At 35.0% G+C, this 18334-nt stretch carries 12 protein-coding genes; 10 read left to right on the top strand and 2 right to left on the bottom strand.

Annotated elements, in window-relative coordinates; genetic code table 11:
• Positions 1–372: 372 nt before the first annotated feature.
• The 3 genes from OXQ85_RS12700 (at position 373) to OXQ85_RS12690 (ending at position 4655) form a co-directional block, all read left to right on the top strand.
• Positions 373–2511: a S46 family peptidase gene (locus OXQ85_RS12700; RefSeq protein WP_267405046.1), complete on the top strand. Its 2139-nt coding sequence runs from the start codon at positions 373–375 to the stop codon at positions 2509–2511.
• A gap of 81 nt (positions 2512–2592) precedes the next feature.
• Entirely contained in the window at positions 2593–3579 is a 987-nt protein-coding gene (locus OXQ85_RS12695) for a polysaccharide deacetylase family protein (RefSeq protein ID WP_267405045.1), read from the top strand.
• Positions 3576–4655, top strand: coding sequence for a GNAT family N-acetyltransferase (locus tag OXQ85_RS12690; RefSeq protein ID WP_267405044.1), 1080 nt, complete (start codon positions 3576–3578; stop codon positions 4653–4655). The genes OXQ85_RS12695 and OXQ85_RS12690 overlap by 4 nt, the downstream gene beginning before the upstream one ends.
• Position 4656: 1 nt before the next feature.
• Here the strand turns inward: OXQ85_RS12690 and OXQ85_RS12685 are convergent, their stop codons facing one another.
• Positions 4657–6072: a PLP-dependent aminotransferase family protein gene (locus tag OXQ85_RS12685; protein ID WP_267405043.1), complete on the bottom strand. Its 1416-nt coding sequence runs from the start codon at positions 6070–6072 to the stop codon at positions 4657–4659.
• A 100-nt stretch (positions 6073–6172) separates the two neighbouring features.
• Here OXQ85_RS12685 and OXQ85_RS12680 point away from each other — a divergent pair, with 100 nt between their 5' ends.
• From OXQ85_RS12680 to OXQ85_RS12670, 3 genes are all read left to right on the top strand, one after another.
• Positions 6173–6658 (top strand): cupin domain-containing protein, encoded by a 486-nt coding sequence (locus OXQ85_RS12680; RefSeq protein ID WP_267405042.1) that lies wholly within the window; start codon positions 6173–6175, stop codon positions 6656–6658.
• A 23-nt stretch (positions 6659–6681) separates the two neighbouring features.
• The gene (locus OXQ85_RS12675; RefSeq protein ID WP_267405041.1) at positions 6682–7581 is read left to right on the top strand and encodes a dihydrodipicolinate synthase family protein; all 900 of its coding nucleotides are present in this window, start codon (positions 6682–6684) and stop codon (positions 7579–7581) included.
• Positions 7582–7833: 252 nt separating this feature from the next.
• Positions 7834–8559 (top strand): gamma-glutamyl-gamma-aminobutyrate hydrolase family protein, encoded by a 726-nt coding sequence (locus OXQ85_RS12670; RefSeq protein WP_267405040.1) that lies wholly within the window; start codon positions 7834–7836, stop codon positions 8557–8559.
• 53 nt (positions 8560–8612) lie between these two features.
• Here OXQ85_RS12670 and OXQ85_RS12665 read toward each other — a convergent pair whose 3' ends face one another.
• A complete protein-coding gene (locus OXQ85_RS12665; RefSeq protein ID WP_267405039.1) occupies positions 8613–11480 on the bottom strand; it encodes a M16 family metallopeptidase in 2868 nt (955 codons plus the stop codon).
• Positions 11481–11631: 151 nt separating this feature from the next.
• Between OXQ85_RS12665 and OXQ85_RS12660 the strand changes: the two genes are divergently transcribed.
• The 4 genes from OXQ85_RS12660 (at position 11632) to kdpB (ending at position 18253) form a co-directional block, all read left to right on the top strand.
• Entirely contained in the window at positions 11632–12126 is a 495-nt protein-coding gene (locus tag OXQ85_RS12660) for a GNAT family N-acetyltransferase (protein ID WP_267405038.1), read from the top strand.
• 93 nt (positions 12127–12219) lie between these two features.
• Positions 12220–13545, top strand: a complete 1326-nt coding sequence (locus OXQ85_RS12655) for a sigma-54 dependent transcriptional regulator (protein ID WP_267405037.1) — start codon at positions 12220–12222, stop codon at positions 13543–13545.
• A 582-nt stretch (positions 13546–14127) separates the two neighbouring features.
• Complete coding sequence (kdpA, locus tag OXQ85_RS12650; protein WP_267405036.1) at positions 14128–15822, top strand: potassium-transporting ATPase subunit KdpA; 1695 nt, start codon at positions 14128–14130, stop codon at positions 15820–15822.
• Between the two features lie 391 nt (positions 15823–16213).
• The gene (gene kdpB, locus OXQ85_RS12645; protein ID WP_267405035.1) at positions 16214–18253 is read left to right on the top strand and encodes a potassium-transporting ATPase subunit KdpB; all 2040 of its coding nucleotides are present in this window, start codon (positions 16214–16216) and stop codon (positions 18251–18253) included.
• The last annotated feature ends 81 nt before the right edge of the window (positions 18254–18334 follow it).

Raw genomic sequence — 18334 nt, 5'->3', positions numbered from 1 at the left:
GGTTTAAAGCTTTTGGATGTAAATATTCTTGACTACAAAGATTTTATAAAAGCCTTTTTAAGTTTATTGGAAAAACACAAAGGCACAAGGAAAAAATCAAAGATTTTCTTTTGTAATGCTGATGATCAATTTTATCGTTAATAAAATCATTGCGCCTTAATGCGTACTACTAGCTAAATAACTTTTCCCCTTTGCGAAAAACCAACCTGGAATCCATTTTGATTAATTCTCAATCTGTTTTTAAATAAATAAACGAATATTTTTAGCTTAAACTAAATCCTAAATTTGAAAATTTCACACTAAAAACCTTAAACCAAAAACTTTAAACCCCGAACTCGTATTTTCTTCGTAAATTGGGGCAAAATTTTGATTATGACAAAAAAGATACTTTTATCTGTATTTCTTTTGCCGGCTACAATGGCTTTTGCGCAACAATACGGAGGAATGTGGATTCCTACAGAGCTGAATGAAAAGGAAATGAAGGATTTGGGAATGAAAATCTCTGCTAAAGACATCTTCAATACTCAAAAAGCGAGCATAAAAGATGCTGTGGTACAATTCAACGGAGGCTGTACTGCGGAGATCATTTCGCCAAAAGGGCTATTATTAACGAATCACCACTGCGGATATGGACAGATTCAGGCACATTCTACGGTTCAGAACGACCTTTTATCAAACGGTTTCTGGGCTAAAAATATGACCGGAGAACTTCCGAATCCAGGAGTAACAGTAGATTTCATTGTAGATATCAAAGAAGTATCCAATCAAATTTTAGAAGGAACAGACAACCTTGTGGAGCCTGAGCTGGCAAAACAAATTGCTAAAAATATTGAGATTTATAAAAACTCTCAGAAAACAGAACAATTTCAATCAATTTCTGTAAAACCAATGTATTACGGAAATAAATATTATGCTTTCACCATCGAAACGTTCAAAGATATTCGTTTGGTAGGTGCACCGCCGCAAAGCATCGGAAAATTCGGTTCAGACACAGACAACTGGGTTTGGCCAAGACATACGGGAGATTTCTCGATGTTCAGAATTTATGCCGATAAAAACAACAAACCAGCGGAATATTCAAAAGACAATGTTCCTTATGTTCCGAAGCATTATCTTCCGGTTTCCATCAAGGATAAAACAGAAAACGATTTCACTTTCGTCTTCGGATTTCCGGGAAGAACAACGGAATATCTTCCTGCAATCGCTGTTGAAAAGATCATGACAGAAATTGATCCTGCGAGAATTGCAGTGAGAGATGTTGCCTTGAAAACATTGGACGAAAAAATGCGTGCTGACGATGCCACACGTATTAAATACGCTTCAAAATATGCTTCCGTAGCCAATTACTGGAAAAAATGGATCGGTGAAGTGGAAGGTTTGAAAAAATCAAACGCCGTTCAGAAAAAAGTGATGTATGAAGGTTCTTTGGTGGCTAAAAATCACGAGATCAAATCTACTTTAGATCAAATCAACAAATTATATAACGATCAGGCTCCGTATGCTTTAAACAATGCATATTACACGGAAGTGATCAGAAATGCAGAGACTTTAAAGGTTGCAGGTGATTATTATAATTACGTTACCGCGGTTGAAGCAGGCAGAATGGATGAAAAGGAATTGGCAAAAGTAAAAAGCAAATTATCTTCATTCTACAAAGATTACAGCGCAGAGCTGGATTCTAAGGTAACAGCTAAACTACTAGCACTTTACGCCAACAAAACGGCTCCTCAGTTTTTACCTGCAGGGTTTGAAAAACTGAAAAACGAAACTCAGAACATCACAACGATCGAAGAGTCTTCTAAAAACTCGATCATTACAGGAAGAACAGCGGTAAACGGAGCTTCTTTATCAACCGATATCGACAAAGCATTCTCTAATCAGGATAAATTGATCAAAACATTGAAAAAAGATCCTATTTATCAACTTTATACAGCGATGAGAGATACTTATATGAAAACGGCAGATCCGCAATTCGCGTCTCTTCAGACTAAGATTGATGCTTTGCAAAAAACATATATGGCACAACAAATGTCGACGGATAAAGACAGAAAATTCTTCCCTGATGCCAACTCTACGCTTCGTGTAACCTACGGAAAAGTGAAAGGTTCTTCTCCTAGAGATGCCGTTTCTTACGATTATCAGACGCATTTGGCGGGTGTTATCGAGAAGTATGTTCCCGGAGATTATGAGTTTGATGTTCCAAAAAAATTGATTGATCTTTACAACAAAAAAGATTACGGAAATTATAAGGATAAATCTGGAGATGTACCTGTAGGATTCACGGCTACCAACCATACAACAGGCGGAAACTCAGGAAGTCCGGCTTTGGATGCTAACGGAAATTTGGTAGGATTGAACTTCGACAGACAATGGGAAGGAACGATGAGCGACATTAATTATGATCCTCGTTTCAGCCGAAATATCATGGTAGATACCAAATATATTCTTTTCATCATCGATAAATTTGCCGATTCTAAATGGCTGATTGATGAAATGAAAGTGGTGAAGTAATTTTTTAACGATAAATTATAGAATCTATTTAAATTTTTTAATGAGTTTAAATAGATTCTTTTTTATTTTTGAAACACAGAAATGAAAGAAAAGATCATTAATTTTTTAGCATCATTCGAGAAGGAAGATATTGAAAATTCATTTCCTTTAGGTTGCTGTCTGCCCGTTTATCATTGCGTTTCGGATGATAATTTAGCGCACATCAACAAAGTTATCCAATACAAAAATGTAAAGCAGTTTGAAGAAGATATCGATTATCTTTCGAAGCATTTTCAGTTTATTAATTGGAGTGAGTTTAAAGATGTCGTGAATGGAAATTTTAAACCCAAAAAGAAAATTGCCTTATTAACTTTCGATGACGGTTTCAGAGAGTTTTATGACATCGTAGTTCCGATTTTAGAAAGAAAAGGAATTTATGCCATCAATTTTATTAATCCTGCATTTGTTGATAATCAGGGCTTGATGTATCGATGTAAAGCAAGTTTAATTATTAATGAACTTGAGAAAAATAAAAATATTGATCCTAAAATCTATTCGATTCTTTCTTCCAATGAAGATCTACAACAGCAGGTTTTAAAAATTAAATATGCTCAAACGGATATTTTAAACCAATTGGGAGAAATCCTTGAAATTAATTTCAATTCTTATCTAAGAGAACAAAATCCTTATTTAACCACCCATCAGTTAAATAATTTAACTCAAAAAGGATTCGGAATTTCATCTCACAGTTGGGATCATCCCCTGTATAATCAATTGTCACTATCTGAACAACTTGAAACCACGAACAAAACCTTTGAATATTTAAAGGAAAACAATTTTCTGTATGAAAGTTTTGCATTTCCGTTTACCGATTTTGGTGTGAATAAAGATTTTTTTGATGCCTTGCAAAGCAATAAAGAACTTTTTTGTACGTTCGGAAGTGCAGGAATTAAATTTGACAGTACAGAAAAACATTTTCACAGAATCCCAATGGAAATGGGCGAATCTGCAGAAAAATTACTAAAAAAAGAATTGGCTTACTTCAAATTGAAGAACCTCATTAATAAAAATAAAATTGTGAGAAAATGATACATCTTAAAACCTTACATAAAAAACAGCTTGCAGAATTTATTTCCAGCGGCGATTTCAAGAAGTATGATTTTCTTCCGATTACTGAGCACAGAGCAAAATCTCATATTGAAAATCCGAAAGCAGATGAAGATCAAACCTTACTAATTTTGGCTTTTGATGACGATGAATTGGCAGGATATTTAGGATGTTTTCCTGATCATTTCATGATTGAAGGAAAAAAATTCAATTATGCATGGCTGAGCACTTTATTTATCAGTAATAAATTTCGTGGAAAAAGAATTGCTCAAAGTTTATTAAACAGAGCTTTTGAAGAATATAAAGGGGAAATTGCCATCACTGAATTTACGAAAGAAGCAGAAAGTTTGTATAATAAAATTGGACTGTTTCAATACATTCAACCTAAAAATGGAAAACGTTACTATTTCCAAACAGATTTTGCGAATATTATTCCAACAAAAAAACCAAATACTCAATCTCTAAAACCGGTTTTCAGTATTGCAGATTCAGTCGCTAATTCATTGATCTCTGTAAAAAACTGTTTCATTAAAAAACCTGATTTCAGATTTGAAGTTATTAATAAAATAGATGCTGAAAGCTATGTTTTTCTAGCCCAATTTGAAAGCAACAGAAATGCTTATGAAATCAATTGGCTGATTGAAAATCCTTGGGTTTTGGAGGGCAAAATCAAAGATGAAAAATATTTATTTTCAAGCTATTCGAAAGAATTTAAATATTTCTGGATAAAAATTTACGATAACAATAATCAATTGATAACCTGTTCGCTTTTACTTTTAAGAGACGGGCATTTAAAAATTCCTTACTTATTTTCAAAAACCGATTTGGAGAAATTTATTGATTTTTTAAGTTATTTTATTGTAAAAAATAAAGTCATCACCTTAACCAATTATCAAAATGATTTAAACCAAACAATTGAATTGGTTAAAAATTTTCCAAAAATCCACGAACGAATTATCGAAAGACGATATATGTTTCATAAAGAGCTTATCCAAAAGCTTCCTGAAAATTTTAATCCTAACTTTCAGGATGGCGACGGCGATTGTGCAATGACCTAATTTACAATAACTCAGACAGCGCTTTGATAGCTTCTTCTAAACTTTCCTTAGGAAGCGAACCATAGCTTAAGCGCAAACCATTGATTTGATTATCAAAACTAAAACTATTGGGATTGAGAATTTTAATACTCTTCTTTTGAAGTTCACGATCTATATGATCCCAATCTATTTTATTTTTAGGAACGATCCAAAACGCCATACCGCCTTCTGGCATTGAATAATCAGCTTTGTCTTTTAAGAATTCCTGAAGTTTTTGTGCTGTAAAATCCCGCTTAGATTTGTAATAATTTAGGGCTTTTTTTAGATGCCTTTTAATCGTTCCGTCTTGAATAAGCTGTAAAACCGCCTGCTCCATAATGGTATCGCCCTGCACATCGATAATCTTTCTGAGATCGCCTATTTTTTCAATAAAATCCTGATTATTGCTGATCAGATAACCAATTCTCAAAGCCGGAGCCACCACTTTGCTCATTGTGCCAATATACACATAGTTCTGTAGTTCTGTAAAACTAGCCAAAGGCAATACAGGACGGTATCCAAAGTGAAATTCATTATCATAATCGTCCTCAATAATCGTGAATCCATATTCGTTGGAAAGCTTTATCAGCTCCAGACGACGCTGTAAGCTTAGCGTTACCGTGGTTGGATATTGATGATGTGGTGTGGTGTAAATCGCTTTGATATTTTTATGAATTTTCAAATAGTGGATAACATCTTCGATCATCAATCCATCCTCATCTACACGCACCGGCAAAAGAGTTGCTCCAGCCTTTTCAAAGGCCTTCCAAGCCGGACGATACCCCGGGTTTTCAACCAATACAACATCATTTTTTTTAATCAGAGACTGAGCAGTAAGATACATCCCCATCTGGCTTCCGCGGGTAATGCACATAGAATTTTCATAAGTATAAAGCCCTCGGTGATGATTCAGCATTTGGACGATTGCTTTTCGAAATTCCAAATCGCCATATTCACTGGTATAGCCCATCAATTGCCACTTTGCCTTTCTGTTAAAAATTTGTCGGTAAGCCCTCGCCAATTCAGTAACCGGCGCAATGGCACTATCGGGATATCCATCGTCAAAATTAATTCTGAAAAGTTGTTTTTGTGGCTGTTCATTATTCTTTTTTTGATGAGAAACAGTTCCTTTTATCGTTGGTAAATTTTCAGCAACAAAAGTTCCTTTTCTTTCTAAAGACACCAGCCAGCCTTCATTCAGTAACACATTCAAAGCTTCAATAATCGTATTTCGGTTCACTTTTAAATCTTCAGCCAGTTTCCGACTTCCGGGCAAGGCTGTTCCTTTTTTCAATCTACCGGATTGAATATCATCAATCAAAGCATCTGCAATTTGTAAATAAACTGCTTTTTCTGAATTATAATTGATCTGAATTTCTACTTTCCAAGGTCTTAGCATCTGGACTACCTATTTTTATTAAAACTGCAATATATAAACAGTCCAAAGTTACTCTAATTTTGTCGTGCAATAATGCAGTAAACAATAAATATTTAATAACATGTCAAATACAGAAAACGGTACACAAGGTACTGACAAAAAACAATTTAGTTCAAAAGATTTTCATCAGACTTTTGCGAGACCAGAATACAAAAAACCTTCGCATTTAATTCATAAAAATGTAGAAAATACAGGTGAACACAACCAGTTTTCAACAGAAAGAAAACATCCCGTATTCTTTGTAGATCTTCCCAGTAAAAATGTAAGCATGACCATCGGAGGGCTATTACCAGGACAAAGAACGAACCGTCACAGACACACTTACGAAACCGTTTTATACGTGATTGAAGGTAAAGGCTGGACGGAAGTTGAGGACGAGCGCATAGAATGGGAAGCGGGAGATGCTGTATACATCCCGTCTTGGGCGTGGCACAGACATCAAAATACAAGCGATACCGAATCTGCCAAATACATCGCTTGCGAAAATGCACCACAGTTACAAAATTTGGGTGTTGCTCTAAGAGAAGAAGAAGGCAGAGATTTATAATTTTAATTTAAACTGAGAAAAATATGAAAAATGTACCATTGAAAGGAGTGATCTCCTACCCTATCACGCCTTTTGACGAAGCGGAAAAAGTAGACATCCCTTTATTTAAAAAATTAACGGAACGTTTGATCAGTTCTGGTTCTCATGCCATCGCTCCACTAGGAAGCACCGGAGTTTTACCTTATCTGAGTGATGAAGAAAAAGAAGCCATCACAGAGGCTACCATTCAACAGGTCAACGGAAGAATTCCAACGTTGATTGGAGTTTCTAATCTGACGACCGAGAAAACGGTTTATCATGCTAAATTTGCTGAAAAAGCAGGCGCTACAGCCGTAATGATCATTCCGATGAGCTATTGGAAACTAACCGATGACGAAATCATCAAGCATTATGATACAGTAGCTTCTCAAATATCAATCCCGATTATGGCTTACAATAATCCCGTAACGGGAGGTGTGGATATGTTGCCATCTTTATTAAAAAAGCTCCTTCAAATTCCGAATGTGACGATGATTAAGGAAAGTACGGGAGATATTCAGAGGATGCATTACCTGAAGAAAGAACTGGGGGAAGAGGTGGCTTTTTACAACGGTTCAAATCCTTTGGCACTGGCTGCTTTTTCTGCAGGAGCAACGGGTTGGTGCACGGCCGCTCCCAATCTTATCCCTGAATTGAATATTGCTTTGTATGATGCCGTTCAAAATAATAATATTGAAAAAGCACAGAAAATTTTTTATAAACAATTTAATTTGTTGAAATATATTGTTGAAAAAGGTTTGCCAAGAGCCGTTAAAGCAGGTTTACATATTTTAGGGGAAAATGGTGGAAAATTAAGATCACCTTTACAACCCTTAACAGAAAAGGAAATTTCAGATCTGGAACTCATATTATCGAAGGTAAAAAGTTCAACTTTATCAGCGTAAAAAATTTTCATTAATTTGTTAAAAATTTAGAGGCTGTTTAAATTTTATTGCCAAAAATTTTTATAGCTATTTTGAAATGGATTTTTTGCTTCGTGTTTGCAGATTTAGCGGGCTAAATCAAAAATAGGAAGTGAAAAATACGCTCAAAAGAGCATCAAAATGGAGCAAAGATCAACTTCATTAAGGATAATAAATAAAACGGTAAAATTTTAAACAGGCTCTAAGATTAATTTATCATTTTAAATTCTCAAAATGAATATCCATTTTATACAACATGAAAACTTCGAAGCTCCGGGCGCTTATCTGAATTGGGCGAATGAAAGAAATTATACTTCTACCTTTTCAAAAGTGTATGAAAATAATCCTTTGCCTGAAAGCGTTGATTCTATTGATGTTTTAATTATTTTGGGCGGACCTCAGGATCCTTCCACCACAAAAAATGAATGCCCGCACTTTGATGCTCAGGCAGAAATTACATTGATACAAAAAGCAGTAAATTCAGGAAAAGCCGTTGTAGGAACTTGTCTTGGTGCGCAACTGATCGGAGAATCTTTGGGGGCAACATTTAGAAACAGTCCGGAAAAAGAAATCGGTGTATTTCCTATTCAATTAACGGAAAATGGTGTAAAAGATGATAAAATCAATCATTTTGGTGAAATAATTTCCGTTGGACATTGGCATAATGATATGCCGGGACTTAACGAAAATGCTCAAATTCTGGCGACAAGTAAGGGCTGCCCGAGACAGATTGTTAAATATTCTGATCTTGTCTACGGATTTCAATGTCACTTGGAATTCACTCCTGAAGTTATTGATTTAATGATAGAAACAGATCGTGAATTTTTAATTAATAATACGGAAAATCAATTCGTTCAAACACCTGATCAAATCAGAAGTTTTGATTTTAAAGAAATGAATGAAAAGCTGTATACCTTTCTGGACAAGCTGGTTAAAGCTTACCAAACCATTAATTATTAAAATAAAATTGTCGAAAAAAAAATAGGCTGTCTCAATTGAAACAGCCTATTTTTTTAATGTCCGAAAATATCTTTAATACTTACTTCGGTGAAGGTTCCCATTTGGTTTACCGCCTCCATATTCAGATTTTCTTTTTTACCGATAATCGCGGTATTAAAGTGAATCGGCTTAACTTCCGTCTGATAAAACTCCTTAACATCTTCAAATTTCAGTTGTTCAATTTGCTGATAAATATCTTTCCTAAAATCGTGAGAAATGTTTAATTTTTTCAACTTTAAAGTATTGAAGAAAATATTCGTTCTCGTAATTCTAGTTGAAGCAATTTGTTTTAACGCTGCATTTCTAGCATTCTCAAACTGATTGGTAACCTCCGGAAGTTCATTCATCAGATCATCCATCGTATCCACGGCAATTTGTAGTTTATCCGGCTGAGTTCCGATATAAGTTGTAATATAATCAGGGTGTTCCAATTCTGAATTGGCAGCATAAGAAACGTAAGCAGAATACGCTAAACTCTTACTCTCACGAATTTCTTGGAAAACAATGGAAGATAAACCTCTTCCAAAATATTCATTAAAAACATTGATTTTTCCAAAATTCCCTGTATTTACAAAATGTCCTCTTCCCACTTTGCTCATCTCCATCTGCACCATATCATAATCCGTAAAGTACACATTTCCTTTGGTTTCAGGTTCTGGGTAATATTTAGGTTCAGGAATTTGAAGACTTACATTTTCAATCGAATTGCCGATATATGATTTAAAATTTTCAAAATTCCTACCATAGAAAAAGACCTGATAAGGAAAACTGAACAGCTTTTTCATTCTGTCTGTAAAAACCTCAACATTCGAATTTTCAAGATCTTCTTTTGAAATGATATCTCTGTAACGCGAATCAGAACCTAGTTTTGTATAATTTACCAGCGCTTTCATAATGCTGTTTTTATCTTTTCGCATCGCCGCACGATTTTCAAGAACCGTTTCTACAAATTGCTGATAAACTTCCTGATCCGGCTTTACATCATTCATCCAATGCTGAAGCAGCTCAATTCCTTTTTCAATATTTTCTTCCAGACCACTCAATGAAATGATGATTTGGTCATTGTTTATTTTAAAGGCATTGTTTACTCCGATTTTAAAGAATTCTTTTTTCAGATCTTCAGGCGAAAATTGGCTCGTTCCCAAATATTCCAAAATCTGAGTAGAAATTCCTAAATCTCTGTCGTGATCTGTCCCAAAAGGAAAAATAAAATAGACCTGAGCAATATCGTTGTATTTATTTTTAACGAAACTTACTTTTTTATCTTTAATGAAATCACTCTGAATTTCTTTATCATAATCGATAAATTCAGGCTGAATATCTTCTGTTTTTTCGTCTAAAATCTCCTTTAAAAATTCAGATTGCACCTCACGATTGATTTTGATCGGCGTAATTCCGGGATTATCAACCCTTAATAATTTATCGTTAATTCCCTTTTCTTTATAAACAATGGCATAATTATCTTTAAAAAACTCGTTGGCAAAATCTACCACATCCTGTTTTGTGAACTGTGAATATTCATCCATTTCATTCAGTTCCTGCTGCCAAGTTCTGCCTTTAATATAGGTGTCGTAAAGGTTAGTCGCCAACCCATCTGCCGTTTCCAATGCTTTCATACGTTGTAATTTGAAATCATTGATGATCGCAGGGAGCATCCAGTCTGGGAACTCTCCTTTTTTCACTAATTCGATTTGTTCCAACACCAAATCTTTAGCTTCATCCAAAGTCTGTGTTTCCTTCGGAACAGCAAAAAGTGAAAAATATCCGTATTGCTTTAAGCCTACTGAAAAAGCCTGTCCCCAAAGCAATTTCTGAGTCTGATTGATGTTCAGATCCATCAATCCCGCTTCTCCTCTATTGCTTAAAATATTCACCACAATATCCGCCAGCATAGCCTCTTTCGTTCCATAACTGTCGGTTCTCCAAGCCAGCTGAATCCTAGCCGTAGTCGGACTTTTAACTGTTCTTTCTACAATTTCCGTCATCGGTTTCTCAACAACAGCAGTTTTTGCAGGTAACTCTCTGTAAGGAATCGTTCCAAAATACTGATCGACCAACTGAATTGTTTCATCAAACTCCAGATCTCCCACCAAAACCATTGCATAATTATTAGGAACATAATACTCATCAAAATACTTATGAATGGCTTTCATAGAAGGATTTCTCAAATGTTCAGCTTTTCCTAAAGTCGTTTGCTGACCGTTGGGATGTGTTGGAAAAAGTGCATCCATCAACTCATAATTCACCAATCGCGTGTCATTATCCTGTGCTCGGTTGAACTCTTCATAAACCGATTCCAACTCGGTATGAAAAAGTCTCAAAGTCAATTCAGAAAAACGTTCTTTTTCAACTTTCAGCCATTTTTCAAGCTCATTGTTTGGAACATTATTTTTGTAAACCGTCTCATCAAACCAGGTATGAGCGTTTGTTCCCGTTGCTCCCAATGACGAAATCGCTTTATCATATTCGTTAGCAATCGCAAATTGGCTCGCTTCCTGAGAAACCTCATCTATTTTTTTGTAGATCTCTTTCTTTTTCTCAGTATCCTGTTCGGCTTTATGAGCCTCATACAAATCAGAAATCTGGTTTAATAATTCACTTTCCTTTTCCCAGTTCTGAGTTCCCATTTTAGATGTTCCTTTAAACATCATATGCTCAAGATAATGCGCCAAACCCGTATTATCAGAAGGATCATTATTACTTCCCGTTCTCACAGGAATATAGGTCTGAATTCTCGGAGCATCGAAATTCTGCGCAAGAAAAACCTTTAAACCGTTCTTTAAAGTATAAATTCTTACCTTGTTTTCGTCGTTGGAAATGGTGATATATTCGTAATTATTTTTATCGGTATGAAGTGTTTCGTCGTATCTTTTATCCGTCATAAATAAACTCATTTTCATTCTTACAATTCAGAATGTATACAAATGTAAGGATTCAGAAAAGAACAAATCAAAATTTCCTTATTATTGCATCTATAGTTTTAATTTACAGTAAATAAAATTATAAATCAACACCGATTTATTCTCATAAAAAATGAACATTCAATATCGAAAATTACAATCCGGAGAAAGTAAACTCTACCGAAATATCAGACTGGAAAGCTTACAAAAATTCCCTGAATCTTTTGGCGTGAGCTATGAAGAAGCCACAAAAAATGAAAAATTAAGAATTGAATTCGATATTGAAAATCAGACAAAAGAAAGATTTGTGGTCGGAGCTTTTCATGAAAAACAATTAATTGGAATCTGTACTTTTATTAAAGATGAAAACGATAAAGGAAATATTTATCAAATGTACGTACAATCGGCATTTCAAGGCAATAATATTGGAGCCTGTTTAATAAAAAAAACGATTGAAGAAACAAATAAAAATTTTGGAGTTATTGACATTTTTCTTGAAGTGAAAGTGACCAATCTGAAAGCCTATCATCTTTATAAAAAAATTGGTTTTATAGAAATAAATGAAAATGCAGAAAGTGAAAATAATTCCGTAATCTTAATGAAATATTCTCCAACCCATCAACCCTAGAAACCCACACCCCCCTACAACTCTAAAACACTCCAACCTTATTTATCCAAAATAATTCTCTAAGTTTGCAGAAGTTTTCCAAAATATTACACCATGCACGGAAACATACTGATCATCGATGACGAGATCAAGCTCCTAAAATTATTAGGAATGATCCTTTCCCAAGAAAATTTTAACGTAAAAGAAGCCTCAACCGCACGTTCTGCAATGACGATGCTCGAACAATACGAATTTGATGTTGTTTTGAGCGACGTTCGACTTCCTGATGCATTCGGCGTTGATCTTATAAAATCTATTAAAACAAAACATCCTCATTTGGAAATCATTTTAATGACTGCTTTCGGAAATATTACCGATGCAGTTCAGGCTATGAAAAATGGAGCTTACGATTATTTAGTAAAAGGTGACGATAACGAGAAAATTATTCCGTTGGTGTATAAAGCTTTGGAAAAAGTAAAGGATAATAAATCTAAAATTGTTCAGAAAAGCTCTTATCAAAAAGGATTTGAAACCATTATCGGAAATTCCCCGTTAATTCTTCAGGCTAAAAAACTCGCTGAAAAAGTCGCTTTAACCGATGCAACCGTCCTTTTGACCGGCGAAACAGGAACCGGAAAAGAAGTTTTTGCGAACGCTATTCATGAAGGAAGCGAAAGAAAGAAAAATAATTTTGTGGCAATCAACTGTTCTGCTTTTAGTAAAGAAATTTTGGAAAGCGAACTTTTCGGACATAAAGCCGGAGCCTTTACGGGAGCTATAAAAGACAAAAAAGGTTTGATAGAAGAAGCCAATGGCGGAACTTTATTTTTAGATGAAATTGGTGAAATGCCAATAGAACTTCAGGCAAAATTATTACGGGTTTTAGAAACCAAAGAGTTCATCAAAATGGGTGAAACCAAAGTTTCAAGATCAGATTTCAGGTTAATTGCTGCAACAAACCGTGATCTGGAAGAAGAAATTAAACAAGGGCATTTTCGTGAAGATCTTTATTTTAGATTAAATATTTTTGAAATCCGGCTTCCTGCGCTTCGTGAAAGGAAAGAAGATTTGAAGGCTTTGGCTAAAAATTTCGTTGATGTTTTCTCACAAAAACTGCATATTTCCAATGTTAATGTAACGCCGGAATATTATAAAACCTTAGAAAAAAACGACTGGAAAGGAAATATTCGTGAGCTTAGAAATACGGTTGAAAGAAGTTTAATCTTAATGAATGACAGTATTTTAGACATTGAAAGTTTACCTCATTATACTGAAAAAATTTCTACAGAAAAAGATTCTTTAAGTATAAAATCCTTAGAAAGAGAACATATTTTAAAAGTTTTACAATATACAAAAGGCAACAAAGCAGAAGCGGCAAGATTGCTTGAAATCGGGATTGCAACATTGTATCGCAAATTGGAAGAATATGATTTGAGATAAATTTTAAAATCAAACCATTAAGGTTTATTTAAGAAGTTAAGTTTTATTAAGCTTTAATAAATTCAGTTTTTACTTAAAGCGAAGCTCATTTTAAATATTCTAAACTCCTTAAATAAAAACTTAACGGTTTAAAAATACAATCCTATCATTTTAATAACGAGCCTATCATTTTGATAGGCTTTTCTATTTTCTGGCATAACATCAAAAACCCATAACTAACTATTACAAAATTACTTACACTACAAATTAACAAATTGGACTTTCTTTTGGCATTATCGATTTAGAATAAAATATTTTAAAAATGTCAATTTCAAGAAAAACGTTCAAAAAACGTGAGCACTCAAAGCTGAGCTTGCTGATGATTTCGTATGTAATCTTCACTGTGTTAACCTTAATCGTTGCGTTATGATGTTGGTAAGTTTAATCCTTCTATGTGTCGTATTATTTTGGATGTTATACAAATCCGTTGAATTTTTTGATAAAATATAAAAAATTATGTGGAGTTTATTTTTCCTTTCGATACTCGCCTTTGTGTACATCTGCTATGTTTTAATGAAACCTGAAAAATTTTAATCAAAAATCATGAATACAGAAATTTTAGGCATTATCACAATGTTCGCCATTACATTGGTTATTGGTATTTTCTTAGGAAAATATATTGCTAATATTTATGGTTATAAAAAGACTTTTTTAGATAAAATTTTTCAGCCCGTTGAAAATTTCATTTATAAAATCTCAGGTATCAACCCCAACAGACAAATGACCTGGAAGCAGAATATGTTTGCGATGTTAACCATTAATATTGTTTGGTTTATCATCGGATTTTTTATTTTGTTAAATCAATCCTGGCTTCCTTTAAACCCCGATGGAAACCCGAATATGTCGCCTGATTTGGCTTTTAATACATCAATTTCTTTCTTGGTAAATTGTAATTTACAGCATTATTCGGGAGAAACAGGCGTTTCTTATTTAAGTCAATTATATTTAATGTTTTTGCAATTCGTAACCGCGGCCACAGGAATGGCTGCAATGGCGGTGCTTTTCAAAGCATTTAAAGATAAAACAACGACAGAATTAGGCAATTTTTACGATTTTTTCACCAAATCAATGATCAGAATTTTGGTTCCGATCAGTATTGTTGTTGCCTTTATTCTTTCTTCTAATGGAAGTCCGATGACTTTTGAAGGCAAAGATCATATCACGACTTTGGAAGGTCAGAAAGTTGATGTTTCCAGAGGTCCGGCGGCGGCTTTTATTGCGATTAAGCATTTAGGAACAAACGGAGGCGGATTTTTCGGAACTAACTCGGCTCATCCGCTTGAAAATCCGAATTATCTGACGAATATGACCGAAATGGTTACTCAAATGATTATTCCGTTTGCATTGGTTTTTGCACTTGGATTTTATCTAAAGAAAAGAAAACTCTCATGGACAATTTTTACAGTAATGACCATCGGTTTTCTTGCATTAACCATTCCGAATATCATTAATGAAACTCATGGAAATCCATTAATTACTCAAATGGGAACCGACCCTCATCTTGGTGCAATGGAAGGCAAAGAAATCCGTTTCGGAAGTGCAGCTTCAGCGTATTGGAGCATTGCTACAACAGTGATTTCAACAGGCTCCGTAAATGCAATGCACGACAGCACCATGCCACTTTCAGGAATGAATGAACTTTTAGCCATGATGATCAACTGTTTTTACGGAGGTTGCGGAGTCGGAATTTTAAATTATTTCATTTTCATCATTTTGGCCGTATTTATCAGTGGTTTGATGGTCGGAAGAACGCCTGAATTTTTAGGTAAAAAAATTGAAGCCAAGGAAATGAAAATTGCGATGATCGTCGCTTTATTTCACCCGTTCCTAATTCTTGTTGGAACTGCTTTAACAGCTTATTTTCCTGAATTTGGAACAAAAACCTTGAATAATCCCGGCTTTCATGGCTTCAGTGAAATGTTATATGAATTTACTTCATCTTCCGCCAACAACGGTTCCGGATTTGAAGGCTTGGGCGACAATACGCCTTGGTGGAATATTTCGACAGGAATTGTTTTGCTGTTATCAAGATTTATCCCGATCATCGGTCCGGTTGCGATTGCAGGATTATTAGCCCAGAAAAAATACATTCCGGAAAGTTCGGGAACACTGAAAACAGACACGGCAACTTTTGGATTCATGACTTTAGCTGTGATTCTTTTGATTGCTGCATTGTCTTTCTTCCCAGCGTTGACTTTAGGGCCAATTGCGGAACAGCTTCAATATTTTTCTAAATAAAATTAAATAATTAACCATTAAGGAGATTTAAGAAGTTAAGAATATTAAACTAATCAAATTATTAAGTTTAAAATATTCTTTGAATATTTTCTTAATTCAAGCTTAACTCCTTAAATAAATCTTAATGGTTTAGAAAATAATTCAAATCAAAAAAAAGATGCTTCGACAAGCTCAGCATGACATCGCTAATACTATTTGGTAATGATTATGACTAAGCTTAGCATAAATGAAATTTTCCAAACAATTAAAAATCAATAGTAAACCATTAAGCAAATTAGATTAAGAAACAGCATCACTTTTCATACTCTAATAATATTATCCATTTAATACTTCAAAATTTAGTTTGTCTTAATGGTCATATTGATTTCCAATGATATAACTCTTTCAAAAAATGAAAAATCAATCCCAGACATTGTTTCAAAAAGATTTGGTAAACGAAGCGATTAAACAGTCTTTTGTAAAACTGAATCCGAAAATCATGTTTAAAAATCCTGTCATGTTCTTGGTAGAAATCGGAACAGTGGTGATGTTTATCGTAAGCTTATTCAGCTTAACCGGTGATAAATCACAAGGCAGCTTCAGTTATAATTTTTTAGTATTTATCATCTTATTTTTCACCGTTTTATTTGCAAATTTTGCCGAAGCTATCGCTGAAGCAAGAGGAAAAGCACAAGCAGACACATTAAGAAAAACCCGTGAAGAAACGCCCGCAAAAGTAGTTGTAGACAACAAACAGGGATTTCAGGTAGAAACAGTTTTAAAAAAATCTGCCGACATGAAACTGGGCGATATTTTTCTTTGCGAAGCAGGTGATCAAATCCCTATGGATGGGGAAATTATTGAAGGTTTAGCAACGATTGACGAATCTGCCATCACAGGAGAAAGCGCACCCGTAATCCGTGAAGCGGGAGGCGATAAAAGTTCGGTAACTGGCGGTACAAAAGTACTTTCCGACAGAATAAAAGTGAAAGTGACTACCAAACCCGGAGAATCTTTCTTAGATAAAATGATTGCCCTTGTAGAAGGTGCTTCAAGACAAAAAACACCCAACGAAATCGCATTAACCATACTTTTAGCAGGGTTTACCCTTACATTCATAATCGTTACAGTTACTTTAAAACCCTTTGCAGACTATGCGCAGACGCCAATTACCATTGCGGCATTTATATCACTTTTCGTTTGTTTGATTCCCACAACGATTGGCGGTCTGCTTTCTGCAATCGGAATCGCAGGAATGGACAGAGCCTTGAGAGCCAACGTCATCACAAAAAGCGGTAAAGCTGTTGAAACAGCGGGAGACATCGATGTTTTGCTTCTTGACAAAACAGGAACTATTACGATTGGAAACCGTAAAGCAACCCAATTTCATCCTTCCAACGGAATTCAGCTTGATGAATTTATAAAAGCTTCGGCATTGAGTTCTGTTGCCGATGAAACACCGGAAGGAAAATCCATTATAGAATTAAGCCAGCTAAAATCCGAAGATTTACTCGTTCCCAATCCGGTTTATATCGATTTTACGGCTGAAACCAGAACTTCAGGTATTGATTTTGAAAACACAAGAATCCGAAAAGGAGCCTATGATACGATTAAAAAGCTAACAGAAAAAGCCGGAAATATTTTCCCTCCAGAAACTCAGGAAGCCACGACTAAAATTTCTGAAAATGGCGGAACTCCATTAGTGGTTTCCGTAAATGAGCAGGTTTGGGGCGTGATTGAACTTCAGGATATCATCAAAACAGGAATTCAGGAACGTTTTCAAAGACTGAGAAAAATGGGTGTGAAAACCGTGATGGTGACGGGCGATAATCCTTTAACCGCAAAATTTATTGCAGAAAAAGCCGGTGTTGATGATTTTATTGCCGAAGCCAAACCTGAAGATAAAATGAATTACATCAAAAAAGAGCAACAGGAAGGAAAATTGGTGGCGATGATGGGCGACGGAACGAATGATGCTCCTGCTCTAGCCCAAGCTGATGTCGGCGTTGCAATGAACAGCGGAACTCAGGCTGCCAAAGAAGCCGGAAATATGGTGGATTTGGATAATGATCCGACGAAATTAATTGAAATCGTAGAAATCGGGAAACAGTTATTAATGACTCGCGGAACGTTGACAACTTTTAGTATTGCGAATGATGTTGCTAAATATTTTGCCATAATTCCGGCATTGTTTATCACATTTATTCCCGCACTTCAAAAGCTGAATATCATGAATCTTCACAGTCCGGAATCTGCAATTTTATCGGCGATTATTTTTAATGCGATTATTATTCCTTTTCTAATTCCATTAGCATTGAAAGGCGTTGCTTACAAACCGATCGGAGCAAGTGCATTGTTAAGAAGAAATCTTTTGATTTACGGTTTAGGCGGAATTATTGTTCCATTCATCGGAATAAAATTGATCGACTTGTTTATCAGTTTGTTCTTTTAAAAGCTGGGAGTTTGAAGCTGGAGGCTGGAAGTTGATAACGTAATATTTTAACTTCCATCATCCCTCTCCCATCTTCCATCC

Source organism: Chryseobacterium sp. GM_Chr_2, from assembly GCF_026540445.1.
In the GTDB taxonomy this organism is placed as follows: Bacteria; Bacteroidota; Bacteroidia; order Flavobacteriales; family Weeksellaceae; genus Chryseobacterium.
Note: the sequence above shows the minus strand (reverse complement) of the source record. Positions and strands in the feature narration are given on the sequence as shown.